Genomic DNA, 23560 nt, shown 5'->3' on the forward strand with positions numbered 1-23560 from the left:
AAGTTAATAATTAAGTATATATAAGTATTAATGCGTAAAAAAAGACGAAAGCCAGATGCATGTGCATCCGCTAACGCCTTTAAAATGTCTATTCTTTAGGATTCACTTCACAATGTCACTTCACATCGCGGTTCCAGCTCTTCTGTATCTTTCGAATATAAACAATTTGGCCCACATGATAAGCATTATGTGTTGTTACATTTCCGAGAACTTCCCACCATTTACTGTCTGGAAATCCTTGAACATCAGCTTCCAATTGTTCTTTCTTAATCAATTCCTGCCAGTGTAAAAGAACCTCTAAAAGTTGTTTTTGCAGCGCTTCGAACGTTTTCCCTTCTGCAACGACAAAGGTATTATTATTACTATCCACTGGAGGAACCGCCTGAACACTGGCTTCTTTATACCTTGTTTGCCAAGTTTCATTCCAGTAAAGCAGATGCTGCACAATCTCAGCAATACTATTGCTTTCTTCCGTTACCTTCCAAAAAGCTTCTTCTTCACTTAAGTCTTTAACCGCCACTTCAAAGGGCACATACCAACTCGGATCATTCGCATTGGCCAGCAACTGGTTGGCTAGAACATCATAAGCATGAAACATTCTTCCTTCCCCCATTTTCCAGATAAATTATATGCAAATCAAGTACCGCAGAATGTACGATATGGACATGCGGATTCCTCAGGAAGTGCCGAGTATTCCTCTTGTTCAGAGGAGTAGGCGTATGGGTTAGTCAAAGCTTGAAGTAACCTCTCCATCACATCGTAATCTTCCCGCTCTACCGCAGCCTCAAGCGCTTCTTCTACACGATGGTTCCGCGGAATAATCGCAGGATTGCTGCTATGCATCAGCTTCTGTGAAGAGGATTGTGATTCCTGCTGCCTGCTAAGCCGCGCCTGCCATAGCTCATTCCATTGCTTAAATTCAGGGGTGCCAAACAGATCAGCATCTTCCGTTACGCCTAAAGTTAAGGACCGAAATGTATTAGTGTAGTCAGCCCGATATTTTTGCATCAGTTCAAGGAGGGTATCAATCAGAGCAACATCCTCTAACTCTTCGTTAAAGATTCCCAGCTTCGCTCTCATTCCCGTTAGCCAATATTGATAGGACCGCTCCGAAAAATCTGAAATTGCCTCCTCAGCCAGCTTAATCGCCTGTGCCTGATCGTCAGCCAGCAATGGCAAGAGAGTCTCGGCAAATCTGGCGAGATTCCATGCGCCAATCCCGGGCTGATTGTGGTAAGCATAACGACCCTGCTGGTCTATGGAACTAAATACTGTCTCAGGATTATACACATCCATGAAGGCACATGGACCATAATCAATCGTTTCTCCGCTAAGGGCCATATTATCAGTATTCATCACTCCGTGAATAAAACCTACAAGCTGCCATTTAGCAATTAGCGCTGCTTGACGTTCCATTACTTCCCGAAGCAGAACAAGATATGGATTATCTTCCACAGGAGCTTCTGGATAATGTCTTTGCAACGTGTAATCAGCCAGAATACGCAGATCCTCCACAGTCCCCCATGCAGCAACATATTGGAAGGTTCCAACACGCAAATGACTGGCAGCAATCCGGGTCAGAACCGCCCCCGGCTGTTCCGTTTCCCGAATTAGCGACTCCCCTGTAGCTACCACCGCCAAGCTGCGAGTCGTAGGAATCCCAAGTCCATGCATAGCTTCACTAATGATATATTCGCGTAACATCGGTCCAAGCGCTGCCCGGCCATCGCCACCACGAGAGTATGGGGTTCTTCCCGCACCCTTCAATTGAATATCCACACGATCACCTTGAGGGGTGATCTGTTCGCCCAGCAGCACTGCTCGACCGTCTCCCAACATGGTAAAATGTCCGAATTGATGTCCAGCATAAGCTTGCGCAAGCGACAGGGTACCTTCAGGAACTTCGTTGCCGGCAAGAATCCCAAGACCCTCCTTACTCTGTAGTGCGGTGCTATTCAGCCCAAGAGTAGCAGCCAATGGTTCATTAAAAATAATCAGTTCCGGTTTACCCACAGGCGTTGGCTTAATCCTTGTAAACATTGATTCCGGCAGTTGAGTATAACTGTTCGCAAAATTCCAGCCTATATCTATTTTCTCTGTCATATTATCTCCTTTTTATACCCTCAGTCTCTATGCCTTTATTAACTCAGAATAAGTTATGTTAAAATTTAATGCAAATCTTCTCGCAGACCTATGTTTTTGCCGAAGTGTTACAAAGACCGCCCGGCTTCCTGCCATTTTATGCAGGGAACCGGGCGGTCTTAATTATGATGTTCTATCTTGTTTTCAAATTATTTGGAAGCTAATTCGCTCCGCCTTTGGAGAGCATAATATTGAGAATGGTCTTGTCAGTATCCGCCAGCCCTTCCTGAACCAAACGCTCCATGTTGCGGATGGTATCTTCCACCTCTTCGAAAATCACACCATCCTTGGTTGTAGGAGCAATGTTGTTCATAGCCAGAGTGGCTGCCTGGATCGCCGTATTGGTGGAGGTGGAAATCTTCAGCGCACAGGTAGAATTCGCACCGTCACAGATCATGCCTGACAAAGAAGCTATCGTATTCTGTATTCCATGCTTGATCTGCTCAAGACTGCCGCCCATGAGATAAATGATCCCGCTATTTGCTCCTACTCCCCCTGCAATCCCTGAACCACATAATGGGGACAAACGCCCGATATAATGTTTGATGTGCACAGTGACCAGATTGCTCAGTGCAAGCGCCCGAGCTAGCATTTCTTCATCTTTGTCCAACAATTCCGCCAGAGCTATAACGGGAAGCGTACAGGCGATGCCTTGATTGCCACTGCCTGCAGTTGTCATCACAGGCATTGCACTGCCATCCATTCGAGCATCTGAAGCCGCTGCGGTAGCCGCGATAATTCTGTTCGCTACATCATTGCCGAACAGATTCACCGCAGATTGCTGATTCATTTTCTTACCTACTTGCAAGCCATAATCGCCTCGCAATCCCTCATCAGAGATCGCTTTGTTCATCCGCGCCCCTTCCAAGAGAAAGCTAAGGTCTGAAAAAGGAGCGGTACAGATAAACTCGAATATCTGGTCAACTGAGCCCGCATACTCTTCCGTGTCGGAAAGACCAGGCTTGCCACAGTCGGCTTTTGAATTCCGGGGTGTTATTTTCTCCCCGTCCAGAGCCAAATATTCTATATGGGTGTGCTCTCTGGCAATAATGGCAGTCGCCGTATGGTTCTGCGTAAACAATTGGGCTTCAATATATAATTTCTCAGGAGTGTCCTTTATCTCCACTTTTAGCAGCTTTCTATCCAGCAGGTCATTTGCCATCTTCAACTCAGCCTGCGTCAGACCTGACAGAATTTCCAGCTCCTTGTGAGAACGGCCGACCACCGCTCCAAGAGCTGCTGCGATGGGCAGGCCTGTCTGGCCTGTCCCGGGAATGCCCACTCCCATTGCATTTTTGATAATATTACCGCTGAGATGCAGCTGAATCCCCGTAATTTCTTCCTCGAGAAGCTCTGCCGCCAAGGAGACGGCATACGCAACTGCAATCGGCTCCGTACAGCCTTCTGCCGGCACGACTTCCTTGTGTAAAATTTCCAATAAGTTGCCCATGTATGCATTTCCCCCTTTTCTCTCGCTGTTGGACTTATTTATATATAGTAACTCAGAGAGAAGTTTCAGGGAATCCTTTTTCTTAGGAATCACTCCTTCATCCCCCTAATATAGTGTAGGAAAGAAAGGCGGGATGTACGTGAGTAAGAGGGATGAGCAAGAGCAAAGGGCGATCTTTCTAGCTGCAGTCTGCGGGCAAACCTATACACAATTTTCAAATATAGATGGAGTTTTCGTCATTCCATTAGATTATCAGCTATGTCATCCCATTGAAGCACAATCCTTCAATAATGTATGGGAACGTTTCGGCTTTATTTTGGAGTCTCCACAAGAGATTATTATCGCTTTTCGGGGAACCAGTACGACGACCAATTGGATATCCAACGTCCTCGCTTCACAGGAACGGTTCAAATATCTTAAAGAAGACTCTCTCACCCATCGTGGCTTCACCAAAATTTATTCTTCAGCTCGGGAAGGCATCTTCTCTGCGCTCTCCAAGCTATCTCCTGACAAGACCTTATACATTACGGGCCACAGCCTCGGTGGAGCGCTCGCCACCTTATGTACCTTAGATATTGCGGCAAATACCTCTTACACCTCACCTAACCTATATACTTATGGTTCCCCACGGGTAGGTGATCCGGACTTCGTTAATATTTTCAAACAATATGTGCGGAAGAGTTACCGGTATGCCAATCTTTTTGATGTTGTAACCTACGCACCTCCACATGTCTATAAGCTCCCCAAACGGGAAAAAAAGTATTATTACAATCATGTCCATACTTTTAACTCACTGTCTTTCCAGAATGGATCTACAAGTGGTAATCACGTAATCAGCAGCTATTTCGCCGAGCTCTCCAAGCTCCAACTGGAATTCGCTCAAGAATTATGTATAACGAACCCTGGATTCTGTCCACTCGTGGCTACGAAAGCAGAAGTATAATGTGAACACAAAAAGAAGGTGCCCAACAAGCCATATGCTGGCTGCCGGAACACCTCTTTTCTTCGTATGATTCGATGCCATCAGCAGTTACAAAGTCACTAACGGACTCCATCGACACTAACAGCAGTATATTTCCACTTTAAGAATTCCATCGGACCCCATGGCCACTATTGGCATAAAAACCCGTAATATAAGTCACTTTCTAACGAATAGCTGCACTGGAGTCCGAAACGCTGCCCAAAAGGCGATTATTTAGCAATTAACATCATCTGGGTCCGATACCGGTACGAATGAAACTAGATCAGAATATAAAATAAACTAATACCACACCTAGGACTAACAGAATAAGTGAAACTATGTGCTGTTTCGTATGTTTTAGAAATTTCCAGTCGATAAACGACTGAAATCCTATTGCTACTATTATAACTACAATCCAAAACCACTTCATAACCGTACCCTCTGGGCCATCGGCAATTATTATCACAATCCCCGTAATTAATCCCACAAGTGCAAGTATAAGCTTCCCTTTTATATTAAGCTCATAACCGTCCTCAGGAAGTTTTTCTTTATCCGGGCCAACAATCCATATCCTTAGAAATAGGTTAGAAAAAGCAAGGATTATAAGTATAAGTCCAATTTTCACTTTCGTTCACCTCCACTCTTATATAGAATTCATTCGTATTTATTTCTGATCATTAGTTCTTTGATTTCTCTTAACTCATTTAATATTTCTTTTGATAGTTGTGTACTTCTAGAGTTATCGATGCCTACTTTAATCACGAATATTCCAAGCAACAAATAGATGATTAGCATTACGATGATCCCCAATTCACGTTCACTCCTCTTATTTTTGTATATTTCATTAAAGATATAGTTAGCATTAGATTAATATTATTCCCATGATACCATAATAAGGATATCTAATTAACACTCAGGAGCTTGCCGTTGGCTTGACAAATGATCAGTATATTCGATAAAATATACTATATCTTGATAATCGAGATAATTGATATGCGAGACTTTTTTTCTATGCGGGAACGCGATTAATCTTAACTGAAAAGAGGGAACACAATGGCAGTACTTATTCTATACGCTACAAAATCTGGAGCAACAGAACAATGTGCAAAAGTATTATCAGAAGAGCTACCTCAGAGCAAAATTTGCAATATCGAACTAGAAAAGCCAGATATCGAGGCATTTGATAGCATTATTTTAGGAGCAGGAGTAAGAGATGAAAAAATATATAAAGCCATTCGTGACTTTATCAAAAAAAATAAAGATGAGTTACTGACTAAGAAGATGGGCTACTACATTTGCAACGAGAAACCTAAGAAAACCGAAGAATTAATAGAGAAAAATTTCCCTGATGATCTGAAAGAAGCTGCGATTTGTATTGAATCTTTTGGAGGTTATAAGGCCTATAAGGCTCCAAAGGAAGGTACTGATCAGCTAAAAGGGATTTTGGTAGATAAAATAAGAGAATTCTCACAAAATTTCAAATAAAAAATCCTGTTACCAAGACGAAAATCTTGATAACAGGATTCTTTTTTTATATACGTTTATTGCGCCTTGAGGGTCACTTGAAACTTCGCACCGACATCACCAACAAATACAATTTTGCCGTTGCTAGGAAGTTTGACTTGTTTAAGACCGCTAATGGTGAAGTAATTCACACATACACCATTCTCATCATAGACGGCAAAGGAACTTTTGGTTGGCAGCTCTACTGTCATTATCTTACCTGTTGCCGTTTCAGGAACTCCATACCATCTAGCATATCCATCTGATTGGATAGTTACCATAGATTGCGGGCCTGCATAAATAGGTTTAACCGCATCTTGATGTATAAACAATTGATTGCCAATCTTTAAATACTCCACACCATTTTTATTTTCAAAAATAAGATCCGCAAGATCGCGTCCAGCGATGGTTGGAATTTGCACGGTCATTTCTGCTTTATTAGGCCCAGTTATTTTATTCGAGCCCATATAACCAGGTGCGTCAGGGAACATAGCGATTCCAGCTACCGGCATACTCATGTAATATTGGGAGCTGTACTTCTCGCTGACATCAAAATACAATTTCCCTTGACGCTGCTGCCACGCAGTAGTGACCTCTTGAGATAGGGCATTGGGTTCAAGCTTCTCAGCTGCATATTGGGTAACGGCAGTTTCACCAAGTCCTGGAATCACCCCATACCCTTGACTCCAAAGATAGATACGGCCATTGCTCTCCTTCACAAAGCTAACTTTACTTGTACCCTCTGCATCTAAGAATTCACCGTTCGAATTATAGGAAAATTTCTGCGCAGGCATTGTAGGAGCTATAATCGAAGAAATACTCAATTCCCCAGCTTTACTAACCTCTATCTTCATCAGTTGCGTAGAATCACCATAGACACCCGCATTGTTTAGCAATTCTTGCGGCATATCCTCTTTGTTCGAAGTTTTAAATGTAGGTGTAGCTTTGAGTTCCTTAATAACTCCCTTTTCCTGTAAAGCGCTGAGTAAAATTTCGTTGGCAAGCATCTGGTCCGTTGTACTTGATCCGCCAGAAGATATTACTGCTGCTGCCATCCGCTGCTCGGGCAATACAACTAATGAGGTATGATACAGACCTGTATCTCCACCCTTTGTCAAAGCCTTGATTTCGTACTGATTAAATGGATATAAGTTCACACTGTCCCAGCCTAATCCATAAGCTAACGAATTATCGGCTCCTTTAGGCCATATTCCACGCTTATATTCCTCTTGTTCCATCGCTTTTACAGACTTTTCTGACAAAATGCCAGTCGATTGGCCTGTAAAAATAGTTGCAAAACGCACCAAATCCTCAGCAGTGGAATAGATACCACCTGTTCCAATCACGTTAATGGTTTCTTTTGGTAAAGCTGCTGAGTAGGTAGCATTATAGACACTAGCCAGCTGAGAAGAAGCTACAGAATCTACAGGCGTTTTCGTATGTTCAAGCCCTAGAGGTTCTGTGAAATTTTGATGAATGAATGTGGTAAAGTCCGTGCCACTGACCTTTTCAACAATCAACTCAGCCAACGTAAATCCATCATTACAATATACTGAGTAGGCGCCTGGATCGGCCTTCAGACGTTGTGTTGACAAAGTCTCTAGCAAACTATCTTTTGCAATAGGATCGGAATCATTAAATAAGAAAGAATTGGATAAGTTCGAGCCAGCAAGACCTGATGAATGATTCAACAGCATCCGTACAGTGATTTGCTTATAACGAGAATCTTCCATCGTAAAATTATTCAAATAAGATACGACTGAACCGTCCAAATCTACTTTTCCTTGCTCAACAAGCTTCATAATAGAAGCTGTTGTATACATTTTACTCGTCGAGCCAATACCATACATCGTTGTGACGCTTGGTGCTGTCTTACTCTCCACATGGCTAAATCCAGATTGACCGCTCACAACGATATTATCGCCATCAATAAGAGCATATTGGAGACTAGTCGTCCCCAGCTTCTCCGTTAAGAACGCCGCCTTCTCTGCTGCCACTTTCTGAGTGTTCACATACGTTTGCCCTTTGCTGCTATCCGCTGCTAAAACACTAGTAGGGACATACACCAATAGAAGCAATGCAACTAATAAGGATGCCAAATTTTTCTTCATACATAACCTCCCGATATGAAATCGTCATCCTTTAAAGGATAATTTATCCATGGAGTAATGTAAAGGAAGTTTATACTATTGGGATTATATATCTAATCTACTATTTCTACTCTATCTCCGATTCGAATTTCCCCTGTTTTGATTACTGAGGCATAGACTCCGAAATGCAAATCAAACTCTTTATGTAATTTTTTCAAAAGCACTGGGTCCTTCTGGAGACTATCCGGGTCCATCGTAATCACAACACATCTCTCACAAAAACTATCTACCTGTAGCTGTACATCCCCAATGTTGAGCCGGCGTCCAATCCAATCTCCTTCAAAAAGAGAATCATCATTCAGCGCGATAACAAAATTCCCGCGAAAACGACGTTGATCCAAGGAATGCCCCCAGGTTGCCTCCAGTTTTTTCAAGCTGGCATCCGTAATGAGTAGAATACTAGCGCCATCCACGGATAGGAGCTGCGGATGTTCTGGCTGTGGATGTGCAGCTTTTAGACCAGACATAGTGATTGGAGTTTTGGTTTGGCTTTGGATTTCTTCCAATAGATTATCATCCCATCCAAAGGTTCGCCCGTCTGATGCCGTTACATGGATTTGTCCATCTATAAATTGCGCTTGATAGGTAAGCATATTCGGTATATTTCTAGCGGTGATATATCTTCGCCAGCCCTCTTTTGACTCATCGTAAAAGGAGCAAAAACGGTCACCAAGCATTCCATACGGTTCAATCATACAGCTTTCTAATTTTTCACCCGCAAATGACTTGACCGGGTAACGATTAATTCCTTGAATTTCACCAACAACTGATAACATAATACAACGCCTCCACTTGTCTTAAAATGCAACGTATCTTCCTATTCTACCTGATTTTATTTATCTGTTGTATGAATATCTAATAACCCAGAAATTTTATATGTTTTATTGAGTTATATGTTTTATACTATGACTGTTAGACATATTGCATTTTGAAATAACACTCACTCCCCCATAAAGAAGAGAGGTAACCTGCTGTGCGGACAAATGATTTTCAAGGTTTTGACTTTGTTTTTACTCAAGCCGTGATGGGTATGGCCCTTATTTCGCTTGATGGAACGTTCCTAAAACTGAATTCAGCATTATGCGACCTCTTGGGGTATGATGAAACCGAATTAACGACACCCTCTCCAACCGTCCGTACCCTACTAGATCAGATTCATAAATTCAATTCATTAGGAAGTTCTCTTCCACCTACGAGCACTGATCCGCAGAGACTCGAAGTAGATTATTTCCATCCCACCGGACGCCGGTTATCTTTAAAGGTCTCCATATCTATCCTTCTGGGTGACAATGGTCAACCCATATATTATTTTACTCAATTCGAGAATAAGACCCTGATCAGGGAAATGGAGACTCAGCTTCAGGTTGTGAAGACCCATCTACTTGAAAAAGAGAGCTCTTTTCTACAGCTGCTGGAGGAACTGCCTCAGCCCGTGCTTATCACTAGGGGAGGGATTGTTCTGTACGCAAATTCGGCAGGTTTACAATTAATCCATGCGGAAAGCCTAGATCAAGTGCTTGGTCTATCGACTATGGATATTGTAGACTACTCTAATTATGAAATTCTCTCAGAACGAAGAAAGAAATTCAACACTGATAGAACAACAGGTTCTGTCTGCTACCTGATTAATTGTTTAAACAACCAGCAGAAATATGTAGATGGGATTACATTGCCGATCATTTATGAGGGAAACGAAGCCTACATTGGCATATTCAAAGATATATCCGAGCAAGTATTGGAAGATGAACGACTGATACAGTCCGAGAAATTATCCACAGCAGGACAGTTAGCAGCTGGAATCGCTCATGAAATACGGAATCCTCTTACAGCCATTAATGGCTTTATGAAGCTACTGCGCTCTTCCGAGCGGATGAATGATAAATATATTTCCATTATTGAGTCAGAGTTGAAACGCATCGAGTTCATCGTCAACGAACTGCTTGTCTTATCTAAACCCCAAACCACTCATATTAGTAAACCAGTGGATTTATTGTCTTTGCTGGAACAAGTCACCACACTAATGAATGGACAAGCTGCCCTAAAAAATCTCAAGATCCTCCCTGTCTGTACTGATCAATCCATTTGGATCAATGGTGAGGCTTATCAGATGAAGCAGGTATTTATTAACTTACTTAAAAATGCGATGGAAGCAATGAATCATGGGGGAAACATCTATATTCATGTGCAAACCTATGACAGAGAAGCCCGAATCAGTGTGCAGGATGAAGGCTGTGGGATGACAGAGGAACAGATCAATGCCCTCGGCAAACCATTTTATACGACCAAAGAAACAGGAACAGGCTTAGGTTATATGATCACACAAAATATTATACATAATCATGGCGGAGCGATCTCTATAGAAAGTATTCTGGAGCAAGGAACAACTTTTACTGTGAGTATTCCAACGATCATTACACCTGAGGAACCTATCATGTAGAAGATGAGGTATCGCAACATCATGCAAGAATGCCCCTAATTTTCACATTATAATGGTTATACATAATTGGAAAAGAAGGTGCAGCAATGACTCGTGAAGTTCGAACAGTAGTTTTCGATCGTGACTTAAAATTTGAGACCTATCGATTCGAAGGTATTATGCAGAAGTTTCCCAACCATTTTCATGACTATTATGTCATAGGTTTTATTGAACAAGGAAAGAGACATCTGCTATGTAACCAAGAAGAGCATATTCTTAACAGCGGAGATGTGGTCATCTTTAATCCGGCGGATCCCCATGCCTGTGAACAGATAGACGGGAGAACGCTTGACTATCGCTGCATCAATGTTCAGCCGGAAGTCATGCGTGAGTATGTGCTAGAAATTACCGGCATAGACTACTTACCGCGGTTCACACACAATGTTCTCTACCAAAGTGAACTGTCGAGCCCTTTACACGATCTGCACCAAATGATATTAGAGGATCAATCCGATTTTCAAAAAGAAGAGTTGTTTCTATTTCTCTTGGAGCAGCTTCTGAGAGAATACACGGAGACAGAAACCCTCTGTCCCGCTCAAGAGCCTACTTCTGAAATTAAAATCATTTGCGAATACATAGAGTTACATTATGCGCAGAACATTACGCTGAACCAGCTAAGTGAATTGAGCGGCTTAAGTAAATATCACTTGCTGCGTTTATTTACCAGACAGAAAGGAATATCACCTTACCGTTACTTGGAAACTATTCGCATCAACCACGCCAAAAGGCTTTTAGAACAAGGAATATTGCCAATAGAAGTGGCCTCTCTAACCGGATTCAGTGATCAGAGCCATTTCACAAATTTTTTTAAAAGACTCATAGGCTTAACCCCTAAGCAATATATGCGTATATTTGTTCAACAAACGGGAGTAAGGTCATCAATGGAACTTACGAAATGATAGATCAACGTAAGATTAACACAGGACATCTGCTGGCATTGCTTACGATTTTAATCTGGGGAACCACCTTTATCTCCACAAAAATACTGTTAAAAGACTTTACGCCTGTGGAAATTCTGTTCTTCCGTTTTCTTATTGGGTACTTTATACTCTTACTGATCTATTCACGTCCAATCCGAACTACATCCTTTAAAGAGGAATTACTCTTTATCTCAGCAGGTCTTTGTGGAGTCACGTTATATTTTCTTATAGAAAATATTGCCCTAGTCTATACCCTTGCATCCAATGTAGGTGTAATTGTCTCCATCGCTCCATTTTTCACGGCGGTTATCGCTCACTTCTTTTTAGAAGAAGAGAAATTTCATAGGCAGTTTTTTATAGGATTTTTGATAGCCTTGGCAGGAATTATATTAATTGGGCTGAACGGGAGTTATCTTCTGCAACTGAACCCCATCGGCGACTTGCTGGCATTGTTGGCACCTGTGGTTTGGGCAATATATTCAGTGTTGATGCGAAAAATAAGCCTACTAAAGGCTCATACTATAGGGGCTACCCGCAGAGTATTTTTCTATGGTCTGCTGTTTATGCTGCCTCCTTTGTTTCTGTTTGATTTCCAGCTAGGTCTGAGTAGATTCAAAGAGATTTCAAATGTAGCTCACCTGCTTTTCTTAGGTCTGGGTGCCTCGGCACTGTGTTTTTTGACTTGGAATAAAGCTGTAGGGATTCTAGGGGCTGTAAAAACAAGTGTATACATCTATATTGTGCCTGTAATTACAGTGGCAGCTTCCGCCCTTGTTCTGAATGAAAAGATCACCTGGGCGATCCTGACGGGAACTTTTTTAACGCTCACCGGTTCATATATTTCCGAACGCAAACCTAAATAACCACACCATCTTTAACATTTAATAAAAAGAAGCCCCAGCAGCGTGATGCATACTGGAGCTTCTTTAAGTTTCATTCCATACTCAGAACAGCGAGACAGGAATAAGCTTTCTTCCGCCCTTGATCAGGGTCGATTCTAGCATGTCCCCTTTGACGCCTCCAAAATAAAGCTGCCAATACACGCCAAAACGCACGCTGACATCATTCTTCACCAGCTCCGGCGGCGTAACAATCAGCCATTGGAATTTGAGCGCCTTGGAAATTTCGAAGACGGGGTCAAGCACGTTATTGGAGACCATTTCTCCGAAAGGATTGTCATATAAAAAGACCGTCCAGCCTTTATTCTCACGATTCACCCGTTTATGCGTCATGATCATCATTGCGACCAGCAGCTGTACAGATTGACGTTGCCCACCACTGCCGACTGCTTCATCCAGTGCGCCGCGATTAATAATCTCCCAGTCCGAATAATGATAATCTTCCGGTGCGGCGTAGAGGAAATAATTCTCCGTTACCGGTTTATACACTTGAAGTATCGGAAAGCGGTTCTGCAGCGCCGCATAGACAATTCGTCCGTCATTAATAACCTCTTTGATTACCAGCGCCGGCACTTGTTCTATCTTGGGATACTTTTTGAGCAATTCATTGATGCATTGATTGAAGTAGTCACTCACCATCGGCTCTACCTCATCGCTTGTTCTTGGCACATTGATATTCTTGTAGTTCAGACGTACCAGCGGGAAGGCATAATTATTCTCGTTATGAATAATCATCCGGCGTTCCATTCGCTTCATAATATCAATGATTTGAACCACTCGTAGAGATGCCCGGCCAACCCACATCTTGCGGGAGAGATCCATGCCTTCCTTATCGCTTTGAATGCTCTCGATCTGATCGCGCGAACTGCGTAGCATGGAATCTAGGACTTGCAGTGCAATGGCGAAATTATCCCAATGGACCGTATTCAATCGATCTAGAATCTTGGTCTCCAGTTCGGGATTCCGTTCATTTTTCGCAAGTTTTTCGGTTAAGGAATTTTTCTCTTCCTTCACCTTTTTGGAGATCTCATCCTGTCTAATCCGGCTATCCTTAATGCGGAGAAGCCAGTCGGCTACTAGAGGCTCGCAGCTTTCTCTAACCCTCAGCGTTATTTCTTCTGGCACACTCCGTAGGTTGACGCGATCCTCAATATGCGCGTTCATTATTTTGATTTGATTGGATAAAGTCTGAAGGAGGACATCGATTCGGTCCAAGGATCTTTTACACTGATTAAGCATAAGCTCATTCGCTTGGCAGCGCTCCTGAATTTCTGTCTCCTTATCCCCTAGCGCCTCATTCCAAAGCTCCACGGCACGTTCATGTTTCTCTTTGATCCCCTTCTCTACTTTGCGCAACTCTTTCTGCAAGTTCTCCAATTCAGTCTGGCAGCGGATATAACCGTCGTGAACAATCTGATAGTCTTCCTCCAACGAAGTAGTATCCGTCTTTTGGTGATTTCTTGCAGCCATAATGGTCTCGGACGTTTCCGTAGGTTCGGTCGCCTTCCGCCAATTCACATCCACTTGATTCAGGCTGGATTCAAGCTCAGCCAGATTCTCGCTTGCTGCTTTAATCTGTGCAGCTCTTGTCCGAACTTCCAGTTCATTTTCAGTTAATGATTGCTGTAGGCTTTCCACGGTACTGAGCTGCTGCAAGAGAAGATTCTGCTCTACAGGATCTATAGGTATGACTTCTCCTTCATCAGAAAGCTGGTGATCTGTTGGGAAAACAATCTCAGGAAACCATCGTTGCAGTCTAGGGAACATCGCATATTCGGTTTCTCTCGTCCATTTATTGCGTTGTCCACTCAAGCTTTCCATTTGCACCTTTAGGTGTTCAAGCTGCTGATCTTTACCTGCTAACTCTTTGCTCACCAGATTCTTTCGTTCGATTATTTTTTGTTTTTCCTTATAATCTTGTTCCTGTTTCTTCGTCCGTTCAATCCAAGCTTGCAGAACCCCCGCTCTCTGCTCATGCTCCACACTTAGAACTTTGTTCTCAGCGAGCTCCCGTCCGATCCGGGTAAGCGTCCCTTCGTTCTCATCCATCTCATGGCTCAGATTGTTAATGCTCTGCTGAAGTTCAGCCTGCAGTTTAATAAGGGCATCCTGCTTGGCTGTAAGCGTCATGGTATTCTCAGTTTGGAATAAACGTTCATATTCTTGACGCACCGATTTTAACTTAGATAAATAAGCTTCAGAGTCCTGAAGGATCTGCTCCTGTTCTTTGAGCTTCCCCTGAATACTGCTCTTCCAATCCTGGAAACGATCCGGCTGCAAGACCATTTGCGGCCCTTGATTCGCAAAAAGCATGAAGGATGCTTGATGCGAAGCTGCCATCTCTTCACGGATAAAGATCGGCACCGCTGATTTAAGCAAGGTGTCCTTCATCAGTTCCGGCTGAATTTTATCAGCTTCGCGCCGGGTCATAATCAAACTATATGGAAGTAACGGATATTGCTCCAGTTCTTCCTCACGTTCAAGATACGGACGGTCATTTAAGTAGGAACTACCTAGTGTTGATTGAATCTTTAACGAATCGAGTGTATCTTTGACCGTCAGAATATCTGAATTGGGTAGCCAGTAGGATTGGTTCTGAAGTTCCACATCCATGAGCTGATTATAGTAATCCCTTCTGGAACGTTTAGTCTGTTGCTCTACTTCATCTATTTTTCGGATAAAACGTGCCGGGATAACATCTTGTTCTTCAAAAAGGCCAGTAGCTCCTAAACGATTATGCTCTTCATACATTTCCAGCAGTACAACGAGCTGTGACCATAATTGGGATTCTTTCTGAGTCTGTGACTCAAGCAGAACCCCAAGCTCGTCCGCTTCACGCTCATAAGAACGCCGTTTCTCACTCAGCTCAGCATGACTCTTATGCAGTGCCAGCTTCCGAATCTCTTCCTGCTTGTGCTGTTCTTCCAAGTCTCCAATGTCTTGAAGAATCGTTTTGGCCGCTGAGATCGTACGCTGCAGGGCAGCTGCCGGAGAATGGGCGGCATCCTGCCCATATTGGGCTGCGAATGCTCCGAGTTCTTCCGTGTATTGCCGAATAGATAAGGTCAAATCATTGATCTGATTATCCAGCCCGGCCAGCTCTACCAAGAAACTTTCCCTTTCCTTGCGCAATCTTCTCTCTTCCGCCGTTAGGTCTTGCTGTGCTGTCCCAAACTCTCTGATCGTTTGCTGCCAGAAATTAAACACCACATCCCACTGTTTCCGCAGCTGTTCCTTGGCTGCCTGAATGACCTCCTGCCGTTCTTTCATCTCCAGAGAACCTTCGATAGCTTGAATTTCTTTTTGCCACTGCTCAATTTGCCGGGTATGGAGCAACCGTTTAGCCAGAAAATAAGCTACTTCAAGCTTCTTCTCTTGCGCTTTGGAATCCTCCAGCCGACCACGCGCACGGCTCTGATCATCACTGAGCTTCTTAAACTCTTCTTGCTTCAGTTCCGTTTCTTCCTTACTGCGTAAGTATTTAAGATTGTCTGTCTCAAAGCGCAATTGCTTCGCATCCTGATAACGTCCAGCCAGTTCATCAGCAATCTTACTTCGCTCAGCTTCTGCATTTCTCTGCTCTTCATAGATAACCGTATAGATTTGGCGTCCACGTAATTCAGTTTCTTGAACTACGTTTTCTGCTTCCACGCCTAGTTTTACCAGCTCATAAAGTGGTGCAGCCATACTAAGAAACTCTGTATAGACCTGCTCCCGCTGTTCAAGCATCGGCAAGCGCTGAGCCACTGTTGCTGTATCGATAAACATCCGCTGCAGCGTATTGTCGTCTTCCTTTAATCCTTCATTCAGACTAGATCCGATTTCAGGAATAATCAGCTTTTCGAACAAGTTATGATTGGTGAAGGCATCATTTTTTTTAAAATAACCTTTGATACCACCCTCTTCACCATTGATTCGCCGCATATTACGCCACTCGGCGATATGGATATCCCGGGTAGCCAGGAAGTCATAATATCTTTTCAAATCCGAGCTATGGCTGCCAAAAGGTACAATCTCTCCCCGCCGATCGCGCACAAATTGCTGGATCGTTTCAAAACTCGTAGGTTCAGCAGTCACCTCGTCAAATAACGGCAACGTTGATAGCGTAAGTTCAGCCGCTTCACCGTAATCTGTAAGTGCGTACAGCAAGTAATCCACTTTGATATCCTGCTGATCAAGCGAATTATGTGCCGTCATAGCGATTCCCGTGGTCATATACTCATTGCGCTCATTGTTGTCGAGATGCCATTCGATAGCTACGTGAAAAGTGTACGGTTTAAGTTGTTTTTTATGATTATGAAAGAATGCCTCAACCTGGTTCTCACTGTCTTTGCCCCATGGTGTTTTGGGCATCAATAGCTGGAAAATAGATTGCAGCAGTACGCCCTTTCCACCGCCATTCATGAGCGTAATAAGCGTATTAGCGGGTCCCTCTTCGTTGCAGAGGTCCAGAATCATGTCGTCGTATTTCTTGAGCATCTTCTCGTATTTAAGTCCTGTAATTCGTATGCGTTCAATCCGCGGCATAGGTAGCACCGTCTTTCTCAGCTAAAGTTCTTCCAATGAGGCTCTTTAATTCCTGGTATCGATCGACATCATGATATAAATAACGCATTCTCTCATAAAGCTCTTCCCGAGGAAAGATACGCTTCTCTGTTTCAGAGATGAATACGAGTTTCTCCTCTTCCAGAAGTTTCATGCCTTCATGAATCAGCCCAATTCGTGAGCCTGCGCCTCTGGTCAGAAGATCACTCTCTTCCTGACTCTTAGTCTGCATGTAAAGACTGGTCCATACCTTAAACATCGCTTGGATATCAAGCTGCCACTGCTGGCTGAATCGTCCTTCCTCATCCATCTGAATCCACGTCTGAAAGAGAGAGGACACCTGATCAGCAATTTGAATATAGGACATACTGTCCTGCCCCGACTTAAAATGAGTCTCATCCTGATCCATTTCGGCTAGAAAAACCAGGATAATAATATTGATAATATGTAAGTGAGTTTTACGCTCAACACGTGAATATTTGTTCTTCAACTGGGTGAAGTTGGTTGCAAACACTGATCCCAGCGGATTAACTAGCAGATGGAGACGGTGCCCGGAATTCATCACCCGACAGCCCCCTTCTTTAGCAACGTACTGAAGTGCATCATAAGTTCCTGCATCCTGAAGGCATTCTGCCGCTGCAGGGTCATCGAGAGGAATTACTTTTTTACGGAGCAATTCAAAAAATAGCCGCGAAGCTTGCTGTACCTGTTCTAATGTATAACTCATGTTAGTAACTTCTCACCTCTCCACGATCGTAATCATATATGGACTCATATCCAGACCAGGACACCGTACCCTTGAGGCTGGTTCTGGAGCAATGCTCGTCCGCAGCGTTTTGCCGCGTAAACTCTCCAACAGAAGATCTTCCGCAAGCACATATTGGATTAGCTGTTGGCATTCATCAGAAACGCCGCTACCACCTTCTGGTGCCTGTTCCTGCACTAAAATATCTGTATGAAAAAACTGCACCCACAGATCAACAGCATCCGGTGTGTTAGCCCACCCTGTTAGTTCTTCGGCGGAAAAAGCGTCTGCAGTAAAGGTAAAGCTTCCCTGCTCAGCCAAGGCAGCAAAAACCGGCATCCACAGCTCCACTACTTTTCTCCATGGAATACCTTTAGGAATATATTGAACAGGCTCAGTGTCCACCTCATCTTCGAAATCATCCATCATTAAGTCGGGGATAAACCCTACCTCTTGTTCCTCCCAAGCCCAAGGAAGCGGATAAACGAAGTCCTGATTCGGAGCGAATAATCCGCTGAGCAGCAGTTCAAGACTGTCACCGCTTGGCAGACCCTCCTCTTTCACCCATTCCTCCCATACATGTGTACGGAAGTTAAACCCGGCTGCTCCCCAGAATAATTCAGGGAAGTTCAACCTTAAATTGGTCTCCATCTCAAAAATATTCAACACTACCTCAGCCAGCTCATCGTGTACACGCCTAGAAAGCTCGACTCGTTCAGAGAGAATACGGATCTCATTGAAGTCGATCACGTCTTTCTCATCATTGGCCAGCCGGGCCAGAGAACGGTGAATACTGTCAAAATGTTTGCGTTCCTCCTCGAACTGATGATGAATCTCTTCGAGTCGCTGATGCCGAGCTACTCCGAATTCACTAAAAATATGCTTCGGATTGCGGCGTAACGCATTGCGGTATTCTTGCTGTTGCTGGGTCATCTTGCGGACACGGGAGATCAGTTCATTAACATCCTGAAGAGCCCGAGTTACGCGCCCATGCTTTATATGCATTTGAATCTCGAGCAGTTTGATGCTGATCTGAAATTCATCAATAATCTCATGGCTCATAAAAATGAGCTCCATTGCATATTCAGAGAGTCGATAGATGGTTCTGCCGTTCTCTTCCCAACTGCTGCGAGTCGCATCCTCATCCACCGTGAAATACTTATATTTCTGCACGGACATTTGCCGGGTCACATCATCATAGAAAAAGGATTCGAAATCCCCACCATTCCCGCTCCATAATAAACCGTCCACGAGACGCTCTACGGATTCGGTAGTCCCAAGATTGGCGATATTAAAACGTTCCAGCGCAGTCCAAGTAAGCTCAATAATATCCTCTTTGGATCTTCTCTCATTCGATTCTAGCTCCAGATAATAGACTTGCAGCAGAACGCTTAAAGATACCATTTCTTTGTAAGGTTGGATTTCGCCAAGGTTCATGCCAGCCCCCAAATTCCACAGGGGATTCAATCGTTTGTTTCGTTCGCCAAAATCCGACCAATTCATCTTTCTGCTAACCTCGCCATCACTTCATAATTTAAAATTTCCTGCGGAACTCTCCGGTCCTCTTCCAGCAATCGTTCCATATATGACTTTAGTTCGGGATAATTAGAGAATTCTTGAAGTACATTGTGTAGATGATCTGGGTTACAACTCTGGGGAACATTATACATATACGGTTCCTCAGTCAGTTTCATCATCTGCTCATAAATAGGGAGCGCCAGTCCAAGGTTTAAATCCGGATAACTAACCTTTAGTTTACCGTATATGTCCAAACCTGCTTTATCCATATCCCCGACATATAACAAGGTGGTTTGAAGGGGGTCAATATCCAATTCTTCAAGAAAGAGTAGGCTACTATCAATCTTCCAACCTTCACCGTAAATTAGCATGTCTGGAAACAGACCACAGATCTTCTTTTCACTAAGCATTAATCGTTTGGCTGAATGGAAAAATGACTTATTCTCCACAATAAGAATATTCCGAACGGGAACTAATGAACTGAAGTAAATAAATGGCTCCCTTGCGTTTACACTTTTTAAACTTTCCAGCGTAAGTTTAAGTCTAGTAAGAAATTGTTTACCTTCAGTTTCGGAGAGCCACTTCTCCTTACCAAACAGTTCCAGTGACCTTTCTTCTGTTGTAATGATTTCGCGATCCTTCGCCGTACGCAAAAAATTAGATACCTGCACAATCTGATCCCAAACCTCTTGTGTCTGAGTTTCAGGACGAATCAAGTAATAATGAAGATCCAGTAGATTCTGTACGCTTAACACGGCTGAAGGATCCCACCCCACTTGAGTTGAAACACTCTTATTTAACCAAAAATATGTATACATATAAGGCTGTTTAGAACTCATCGGACTGGACTTCACCGGTTCTAAGAAACCTTCAGCAACAAGCTCGTTTATACTATCCGCCAAAACACGAAATCCTCCGGCCCATAGATATTCTTCCTGTGTTTTATAAGCAGAACTAATGACTTCTTGTTCAATGCTGTCAAGATTTATTTTTCTTCTCCCTGTACGCACAGTTCCGTACTTATTCTCCAACAAATTAATTATAATTACTCTCAATTCATCACCCTCACTAAAAGAAATAAAACCCCTATACATCCTGTATAGGGTTCTGAAGCACGGGAATATATGTTTCTATTATAACAATCCTTCAAAGGTTATGCTATTTTTGTTAAACAAAATAATAGATTCTATTGTTTACACTTTCCTATCAAAAAAGAGGTTATACTACGGATTTTCACTTTAACACATAGACTATTTACAGTGTTAGGTATCGCTAGAACATAATTAGGGAAAAACTCCCTGAAAACAGTCGATATTCGCTCTAAATGATCTGAATTAGGGAATTGCTCCCTAAAAATCAGGGAAATCTCTTCATTTTCCACCAAATCAGCTAAATAATAGGGAGGTTTTCCCTAATTATTAGCCGGATGACAAAAGATCGCAGAATTACAGGGAGAAATTCCCTGATTTTTCTGTTGAAGCTTCATTAACCCTTATAGACTCCGCAAAAAAAGACTGCCCCAAAAACCATGAAATGGCTGAATGGGACCGCCCTTTTTTATTAACTACTCGGCAACTCCTGGCGTAAACGCCATACAATACTGCTCAAGTGTGCTATTAGGTAGAGGAATGACCTTAACCGTACGGAACTGATAATGCTCATAAATGGGCAAATTGCTCGGTGTCTGTGTCTCTAACGTACATAACGTATTGCTCATACGACATTCCGCGAGTAGCGGTGTCATGATTTTTGATACATATCCTTGACCTCGATATTGATCCTGCACTGCAAGCATATCCAAATGTTTATACTTCTGATCCCCAAACATTGATAACCACAAGGAACTCATACTACGCAAAATAGATAAACCACGTATAAATCCTCGCACCCCAATGATTCGGCAAATCGGTAATGACTTAATTATCGCAAAGACAATCTGTTTCATATACCTGACGTTCGAAATCACTGTCCCTGTCTGACGCTCCGAATGGAACACTAAAGCCACTGCTTCAAAGTTAGTAGAAGTCGTTAGTAAATCCGAATATGGATACAACATCTCAATGTAACGATGAAAAAAAATATTCAACACGCGTAATCGGGTTGATTCATCAGGCAAGATATGCTGATATAACGGATCATTTTTGGCAAATGCTTCGGCCAGAACACTGGCTGCTCTTGGAATATCATGCTGCTGAATTTTTAGTACTGTACTACAAATAGTTCCACCTCATTTAATAGTCTTACGAATTAGTATAACTCGTTCAATTGAATATGGCACGATGGTTCTATTGTCATTTCTTTATTGAATACGATATGATTGAAAAGATTACAAAAATACTGGGAGGTAAAATGGAAGATATTATACTGTGGCTTAAATACTTGTTTCTAGGGTTTGTTCAAGGGGCAACTGAGCCAATCCCCGTCTCTTCGAGCGGCCATTTGATCATCGCACAGAAATTGCTAGGCTTAAAACAAAATGGGCTATCATTTGAAATCTTAACAAATACGGCTTCACTAATTGCGATTTGTTTTATTTTCCGCAAAGATATCGGAAGATTGATCACTGGATTCGTTCAATTTATTCTGACCCGCAAAGAGGAATATAAGTCGGATTTCCTCTTCTCTTTGTACATCATCATCGGTACCTTGCCTGCGGTAATTGTTGCCTTACTCTTCAAGGATCAGATTGAGGATATCTTCTCGTCGGTTCATACCGTATCCATCGCCTTGCTGGTTACAGGGGTAGCTTTATGGTTGATCCGTAACCTTCGCGGACGTAAACAAGATGGTGACTTAAAAGCGAAGGATGCAGTTATAGTCGGACTTGCCCAAGCAGTCGCCCTTATTCCTGGGATAAGCCGCTCTGGTGCAACTGTCATCTCTTCCATCGCTGTGGGAATGAAGCAAGAAACTGCCTTACGCTTTTCTTTTATGCTTTATATTCCTGTCAGTTTGGGCGGACTTGTTATGGGCGCATCTGATATTGCCCACGATCCTAACCGCTCGCAGCTAGCCATTCCATACTTGATTGCATTTATTACTACACTTATCGTCACTTATTTCTCCATGCGTTGGTTTATGGGGATTATGGCTAAAGGTAATTTGAAGTATTTCTCTTATTACTGCTTCTTAGCTGGGATACTTCTCCTCATCTTTATGTAAGACATAACTTCAATTAAAAAACCTCATGACAATCTCTGAGATCACAGAGAGAGCATGAGGTTTTTTTATATTATTTCAACATGGATATTACTTCATCGCTCGACCGGATCTTACCTATGCGAGGGAAGATAGTTTTGCATACATAATCATGCTCTTCTTTAGCCATCGCGGTCATAGCATCTTCTACAAAAACTTGATGATAACCAAGCTGATAAGCTTCTCTAGCAGTAGTATCCACACCAATCGAGGTAGAAATACCACATAATACGATCGTGTCTATTCCGCGGCGTCGTAACTGCAAATCAAGATCTGTACCGAAAAATGCCCCCCACTGCCGTTTGGTAATCAGATGTGCATTTTTGATATTCGCTAATTCTGGTACGATGTCGTCCCAACCTTCTGGATAGGTCACGGAATTCATTTTCAAATCAGTTTTAGGTTTAAGCATATCTTGCCCATCTAGCCATGACACCCTCACCAGAACAACAAATCCTCCTTTCTCCGTAAAGGATTGGGCTAATTTGCTGGCATTCTCAACCACCTGAGCACTTGTATGCGGCCCCTGCTTTGGACTGTGGACAATTCCCTGCTGCAAGTCGATCACGACTAGCGCCGTTTTACTTGCCTCAATACTTTCAGATGCTAAGCTTGTTAATTCTTCCATTGTCTTCTCTCCGATTACTATCAATTTTTGTATACTACAATTACCCTATATTACCCAATAGGTGTCCCATTAGGTAATTTAATATCTGGCTTCAAGAGAACCACATCCCCTTTATCCGGTATTCCTCCAAGAACTAATACTTCTGATTGGAAACCCGCAATATTTCGAGCAGGAAAGTTAACTACCCCAATGATTTGTTGCCCTACAATCTCTTCGGCCTTATATCGTTTAGTAATCTGTGCACTTGATGTTTTGCTTCCGATATCTGGTCCAAAATCAATTTGGAGTTTAATCGCAGGTATTTTTGCTTTTGCAAAAAACTCCGCTTTAATAATTGTTCCAACACGAACATCAAGTTTTAAAAAATCATCAATAGTTACCATTTGCCATCCCCCTATTTAGCTAAAACATTTTCCAACTACTCA

19 protein-coding genes are annotated in these 23560 nt (G+C 42.8%); 6 read left to right on the forward strand and 13 right to left on the reverse strand.

The window, feature by feature from the left end; translation table 11 throughout:
* Positions 1-115: 115 nt before the first annotated feature.
* The 3 genes from NSQ91_RS20370 to NSQ91_RS20380 form a co-directional block, all read right to left on the reverse strand.
* Complete coding sequence (locus NSQ91_RS20370; protein ID WP_076190662.1) at positions 116-598, reverse strand: DinB family protein; 483 nt, start codon at positions 596-598, stop codon at positions 116-118.
* 38 nt (positions 599-636) lie between these two features.
* Positions 637-2103, reverse strand: a complete 1467-nt coding sequence (locus NSQ91_RS20375) for a protein adenylyltransferase SelO (RefSeq protein WP_076190660.1) — start codon at positions 2101-2103, stop codon at positions 637-639.
* Positions 2104-2302: 199 nt separating this feature from the next.
* Positions 2303-3592, reverse strand: a complete 1290-nt coding sequence (locus tag NSQ91_RS20380) for an L-cysteine desulfidase family protein (protein ID WP_076191029.1) — start codon at positions 3590-3592, stop codon at positions 2303-2305.
* A 139-nt stretch (positions 3593-3731) separates the two neighbouring features.
* Between NSQ91_RS20380 and NSQ91_RS20385 the strand changes: the two genes are divergently transcribed.
* Entirely contained in the window at positions 3732-4535 is an 804-nt protein-coding gene (locus NSQ91_RS20385) for a lipase family protein (protein WP_370510794.1), read from the forward strand.
* Positions 4536-4836: 301 nt separating this feature from the next.
* On the opposite strand, the gene NSQ91_RS20390 is transcribed toward NSQ91_RS20385, so the two are convergent.
* Positions 4837-5178: a DUF4181 domain-containing protein gene (locus NSQ91_RS20390; RefSeq protein WP_076127294.1), complete on the reverse strand. Its 342-nt coding sequence runs from the start codon at positions 5176-5178 to the stop codon at positions 4837-4839.
* A 428-nt stretch (positions 5179-5606) separates the two neighbouring features.
* On the opposite strand from NSQ91_RS20390, the gene NSQ91_RS20395 reads away from it, so the two are divergent.
* Positions 5607-6038, forward strand: coding sequence for a flavodoxin domain-containing protein (locus tag NSQ91_RS20395; RefSeq protein ID WP_076182970.1), 432 nt, complete (start codon positions 5607-5609; stop codon positions 6036-6038).
* Between the two features lie 56 nt (positions 6039-6094).
* Here the strand turns inward: NSQ91_RS20395 and NSQ91_RS20400 are convergent, their stop codons facing one another.
* Complete coding sequence (locus tag NSQ91_RS20400; protein ID WP_076304890.1) at positions 6095-8167, reverse strand: serine hydrolase domain-containing protein; 2073 nt, start codon at positions 8165-8167, stop codon at positions 6095-6097.
* Positions 8168-8259: 92 nt separating this feature from the next.
* Entirely contained in the window at positions 8260-8982 is a 723-nt protein-coding gene (locus tag NSQ91_RS20405) for an MOSC domain-containing protein (protein ID WP_076127299.1), read from the reverse strand.
* Positions 8983-9179: 197 nt separating this feature from the next.
* Here NSQ91_RS20405 and NSQ91_RS20410 point away from each other — a divergent pair, with 197 nt between their 5' ends.
* The 3 genes from NSQ91_RS20410 (at position 9180) to NSQ91_RS20420 (ending at position 12465) form a co-directional block, all read left to right on the forward strand.
* Positions 9180-10643 carry an ATP-binding protein gene (locus tag NSQ91_RS20410; RefSeq protein ID WP_256716561.1) on the forward strand — a complete coding sequence of 488 codons (1464 nt, stop codon included), beginning with the start codon at positions 9180-9182 and terminating at the stop codon, positions 10641-10643.
* An 86-nt stretch (positions 10644-10729) separates the two neighbouring features.
* Positions 10730-11581, forward strand: coding sequence for an AraC family ligand binding domain-containing protein (locus NSQ91_RS20415; protein ID WP_076304889.1), 852 nt, complete (start codon positions 10730-10732; stop codon positions 11579-11581).
* Entirely contained in the window at positions 11581-12465 is an 885-nt protein-coding gene (locus NSQ91_RS20420; protein ID WP_256716564.1) for a DMT family transporter, read from the forward strand. The genes NSQ91_RS20415 and NSQ91_RS20420 overlap by 1 nt, the downstream gene beginning before the upstream one ends.
* An 81-nt stretch (positions 12466-12546) precedes the next feature.
* On the opposite strand, the gene NSQ91_RS20425 is transcribed toward NSQ91_RS20420, so the two are convergent.
* From NSQ91_RS20425 to NSQ91_RS20445, 5 genes are all read right to left on the reverse strand, one after another.
* Positions 12547-17028: a hypothetical protein gene (locus NSQ91_RS20425; RefSeq protein WP_340919583.1), complete on the reverse strand. Its 4482-nt coding sequence runs from the start codon at positions 17026-17028 to the stop codon at positions 12547-12549.
* Positions 17015-17773 carry a DUF6063 family protein gene (locus NSQ91_RS20430; RefSeq protein ID WP_076190642.1) on the reverse strand — a complete coding sequence of 253 codons (759 nt, stop codon included), beginning with the start codon at positions 17771-17773 and terminating at the stop codon, positions 17015-17017. The genes NSQ91_RS20425 and NSQ91_RS20430 overlap by 14 nt, the downstream gene beginning before the upstream one ends.
* A gap of 12 nt (positions 17774-17785) precedes the next feature.
* Positions 17786-19294 carry a hypothetical protein gene (locus NSQ91_RS20435; protein ID WP_143761875.1) on the reverse strand — a complete coding sequence of 503 codons (1509 nt, stop codon included), beginning with the start codon at positions 19292-19294 and terminating at the stop codon, positions 17786-17788.
* A complete protein-coding gene (locus NSQ91_RS20440) occupies positions 19291-20364 on the reverse strand; it encodes a Wadjet anti-phage system protein JetD domain-containing protein (protein WP_076304886.1) in 1074 nt (357 codons plus the stop codon). Before NSQ91_RS20440 ends, NSQ91_RS20435 begins: the two co-directional genes overlap by 4 nt.
* A 509-nt stretch (positions 20365-20873) precedes the next feature.
* Entirely contained in the window at positions 20874-21254 is a 381-nt protein-coding gene (locus NSQ91_RS20445; RefSeq protein WP_254847664.1) for a GNAT family N-acetyltransferase, read from the reverse strand.
* 404 nt (positions 21255-21658) lie between these two features.
* Here NSQ91_RS20445 and NSQ91_RS20450 point away from each other — a divergent pair, with 404 nt between their 5' ends.
* Entirely contained in the window at positions 21659-22471 is an 813-nt protein-coding gene (locus tag NSQ91_RS20450; protein WP_036688882.1) for an undecaprenyl-diphosphate phosphatase, read from the forward strand.
* Between the two features lie 70 nt (positions 22472-22541).
* Here NSQ91_RS20450 and NSQ91_RS20455 read toward each other — a convergent pair whose 3' ends face one another.
* Both NSQ91_RS20455 and csaA read right to left on the reverse strand, forming a co-directional pair.
* The gene (locus NSQ91_RS20455; protein ID WP_076127313.1) at positions 22542-23135 is read right to left on the reverse strand and encodes a hydrolase; all 594 of its coding nucleotides are present in this window, start codon (positions 23133-23135) and stop codon (positions 22542-22544) included.
* Positions 23136-23185: 50 nt separating this feature from the next.
* Positions 23186-23518, reverse strand: a complete 333-nt coding sequence (csaA, locus tag NSQ91_RS20460; protein ID WP_076134367.1) for a chaperone CsaA — start codon at positions 23516-23518, stop codon at positions 23186-23188.
* Positions 23519-23560 lie beyond the last annotated feature (42 nt).

Origin of the sequence: Paenibacillus sp. FSL R7-0048 (assembly GCF_038004505.1) — a bacterium.
Classification (GTDB): Bacteria; Bacillota; Bacilli; order Paenibacillales; family Paenibacillaceae; genus Paenibacillus_AQ; species Paenibacillus_AQ odorifer.

Coding starts and splice junctions, on each gene's coding strand:
- NSQ91_RS20370 (WP_076190662.1), bottom strand. CDS start 598: ATGTTTCATGCTTATGATGTTCTAGCCAACCAGTTGCTGGCCAATGCG.
- NSQ91_RS20375 (WP_076190660.1), bottom strand. CDS start 2,103: ATGACAGAGAAAATAGATATAGGCTGGAATTTTGCGAACAGTTATACT.
- NSQ91_RS20380 (WP_076191029.1), bottom strand. CDS start 3,592: ATGGGCAACTTATTGGAAATTTTACACAAGGAAGTCGTGCCGGCAGAA.
- NSQ91_RS20395 (WP_076182970.1), top strand. CDS start 5,607: ATGGCAGTACTTATTCTATACGCTACAAAATCTGGAGCAACAGAACAA.
- NSQ91_RS20400 (WP_076304890.1), bottom strand. CDS start 8,167: ATGAAGAAAAATTTGGCATCCTTATTAGTTGCATTGCTTCTATTGGTG.
- NSQ91_RS20405 (WP_076127299.1), bottom strand. CDS start 8,982: ATGTTATCAGTTGTTGGTGAAATTCAAGGAATTAATCGTTACCCGGTC.
- NSQ91_RS20415 (WP_076304889.1), top strand. CDS start 10,730: ATGACTCGTGAAGTTCGAACAGTAGTTTTCGATCGTGACTTAAAATTT.
- NSQ91_RS20425 (WP_340919583.1), bottom strand. CDS start 17,028: ATGCCGCGGATTGAACGCATACGAATTACAGGACTTAAATACGAGAAG.
- NSQ91_RS20430 (WP_076190642.1), bottom strand. CDS start 17,773: ATGAGTTATACATTAGAACAGGTACAGCAAGCTTCGCGGCTATTTTTT.
- NSQ91_RS20435 (WP_143761875.1), bottom strand. CDS start 19,294: ATGAATTGGTCGGATTTTGGCGAACGAAACAAACGATTGAATCCCCTG.
- NSQ91_RS20445 (WP_254847664.1), bottom strand. CDS start 21,254: ATGAAACAGATTGTCTTTGCGATAATTAAGTCATTACCGATTTGCCGA.
- NSQ91_RS20450 (WP_036688882.1), top strand. CDS start 21,659: ATGGAAGATATTATACTGTGGCTTAAATACTTGTTTCTAGGGTTTGTT.
- NSQ91_RS20455 (WP_076127313.1), bottom strand. CDS start 23,135: ATGGAAGAATTAACAAGCTTAGCATCTGAAAGTATTGAGGCAAGTAAA.
- csaA (WP_076134367.1), bottom strand. CDS start 23,518: ATGGTAACTATTGATGATTTTTTAAAACTTGATGTTCGTGTTGGAACA.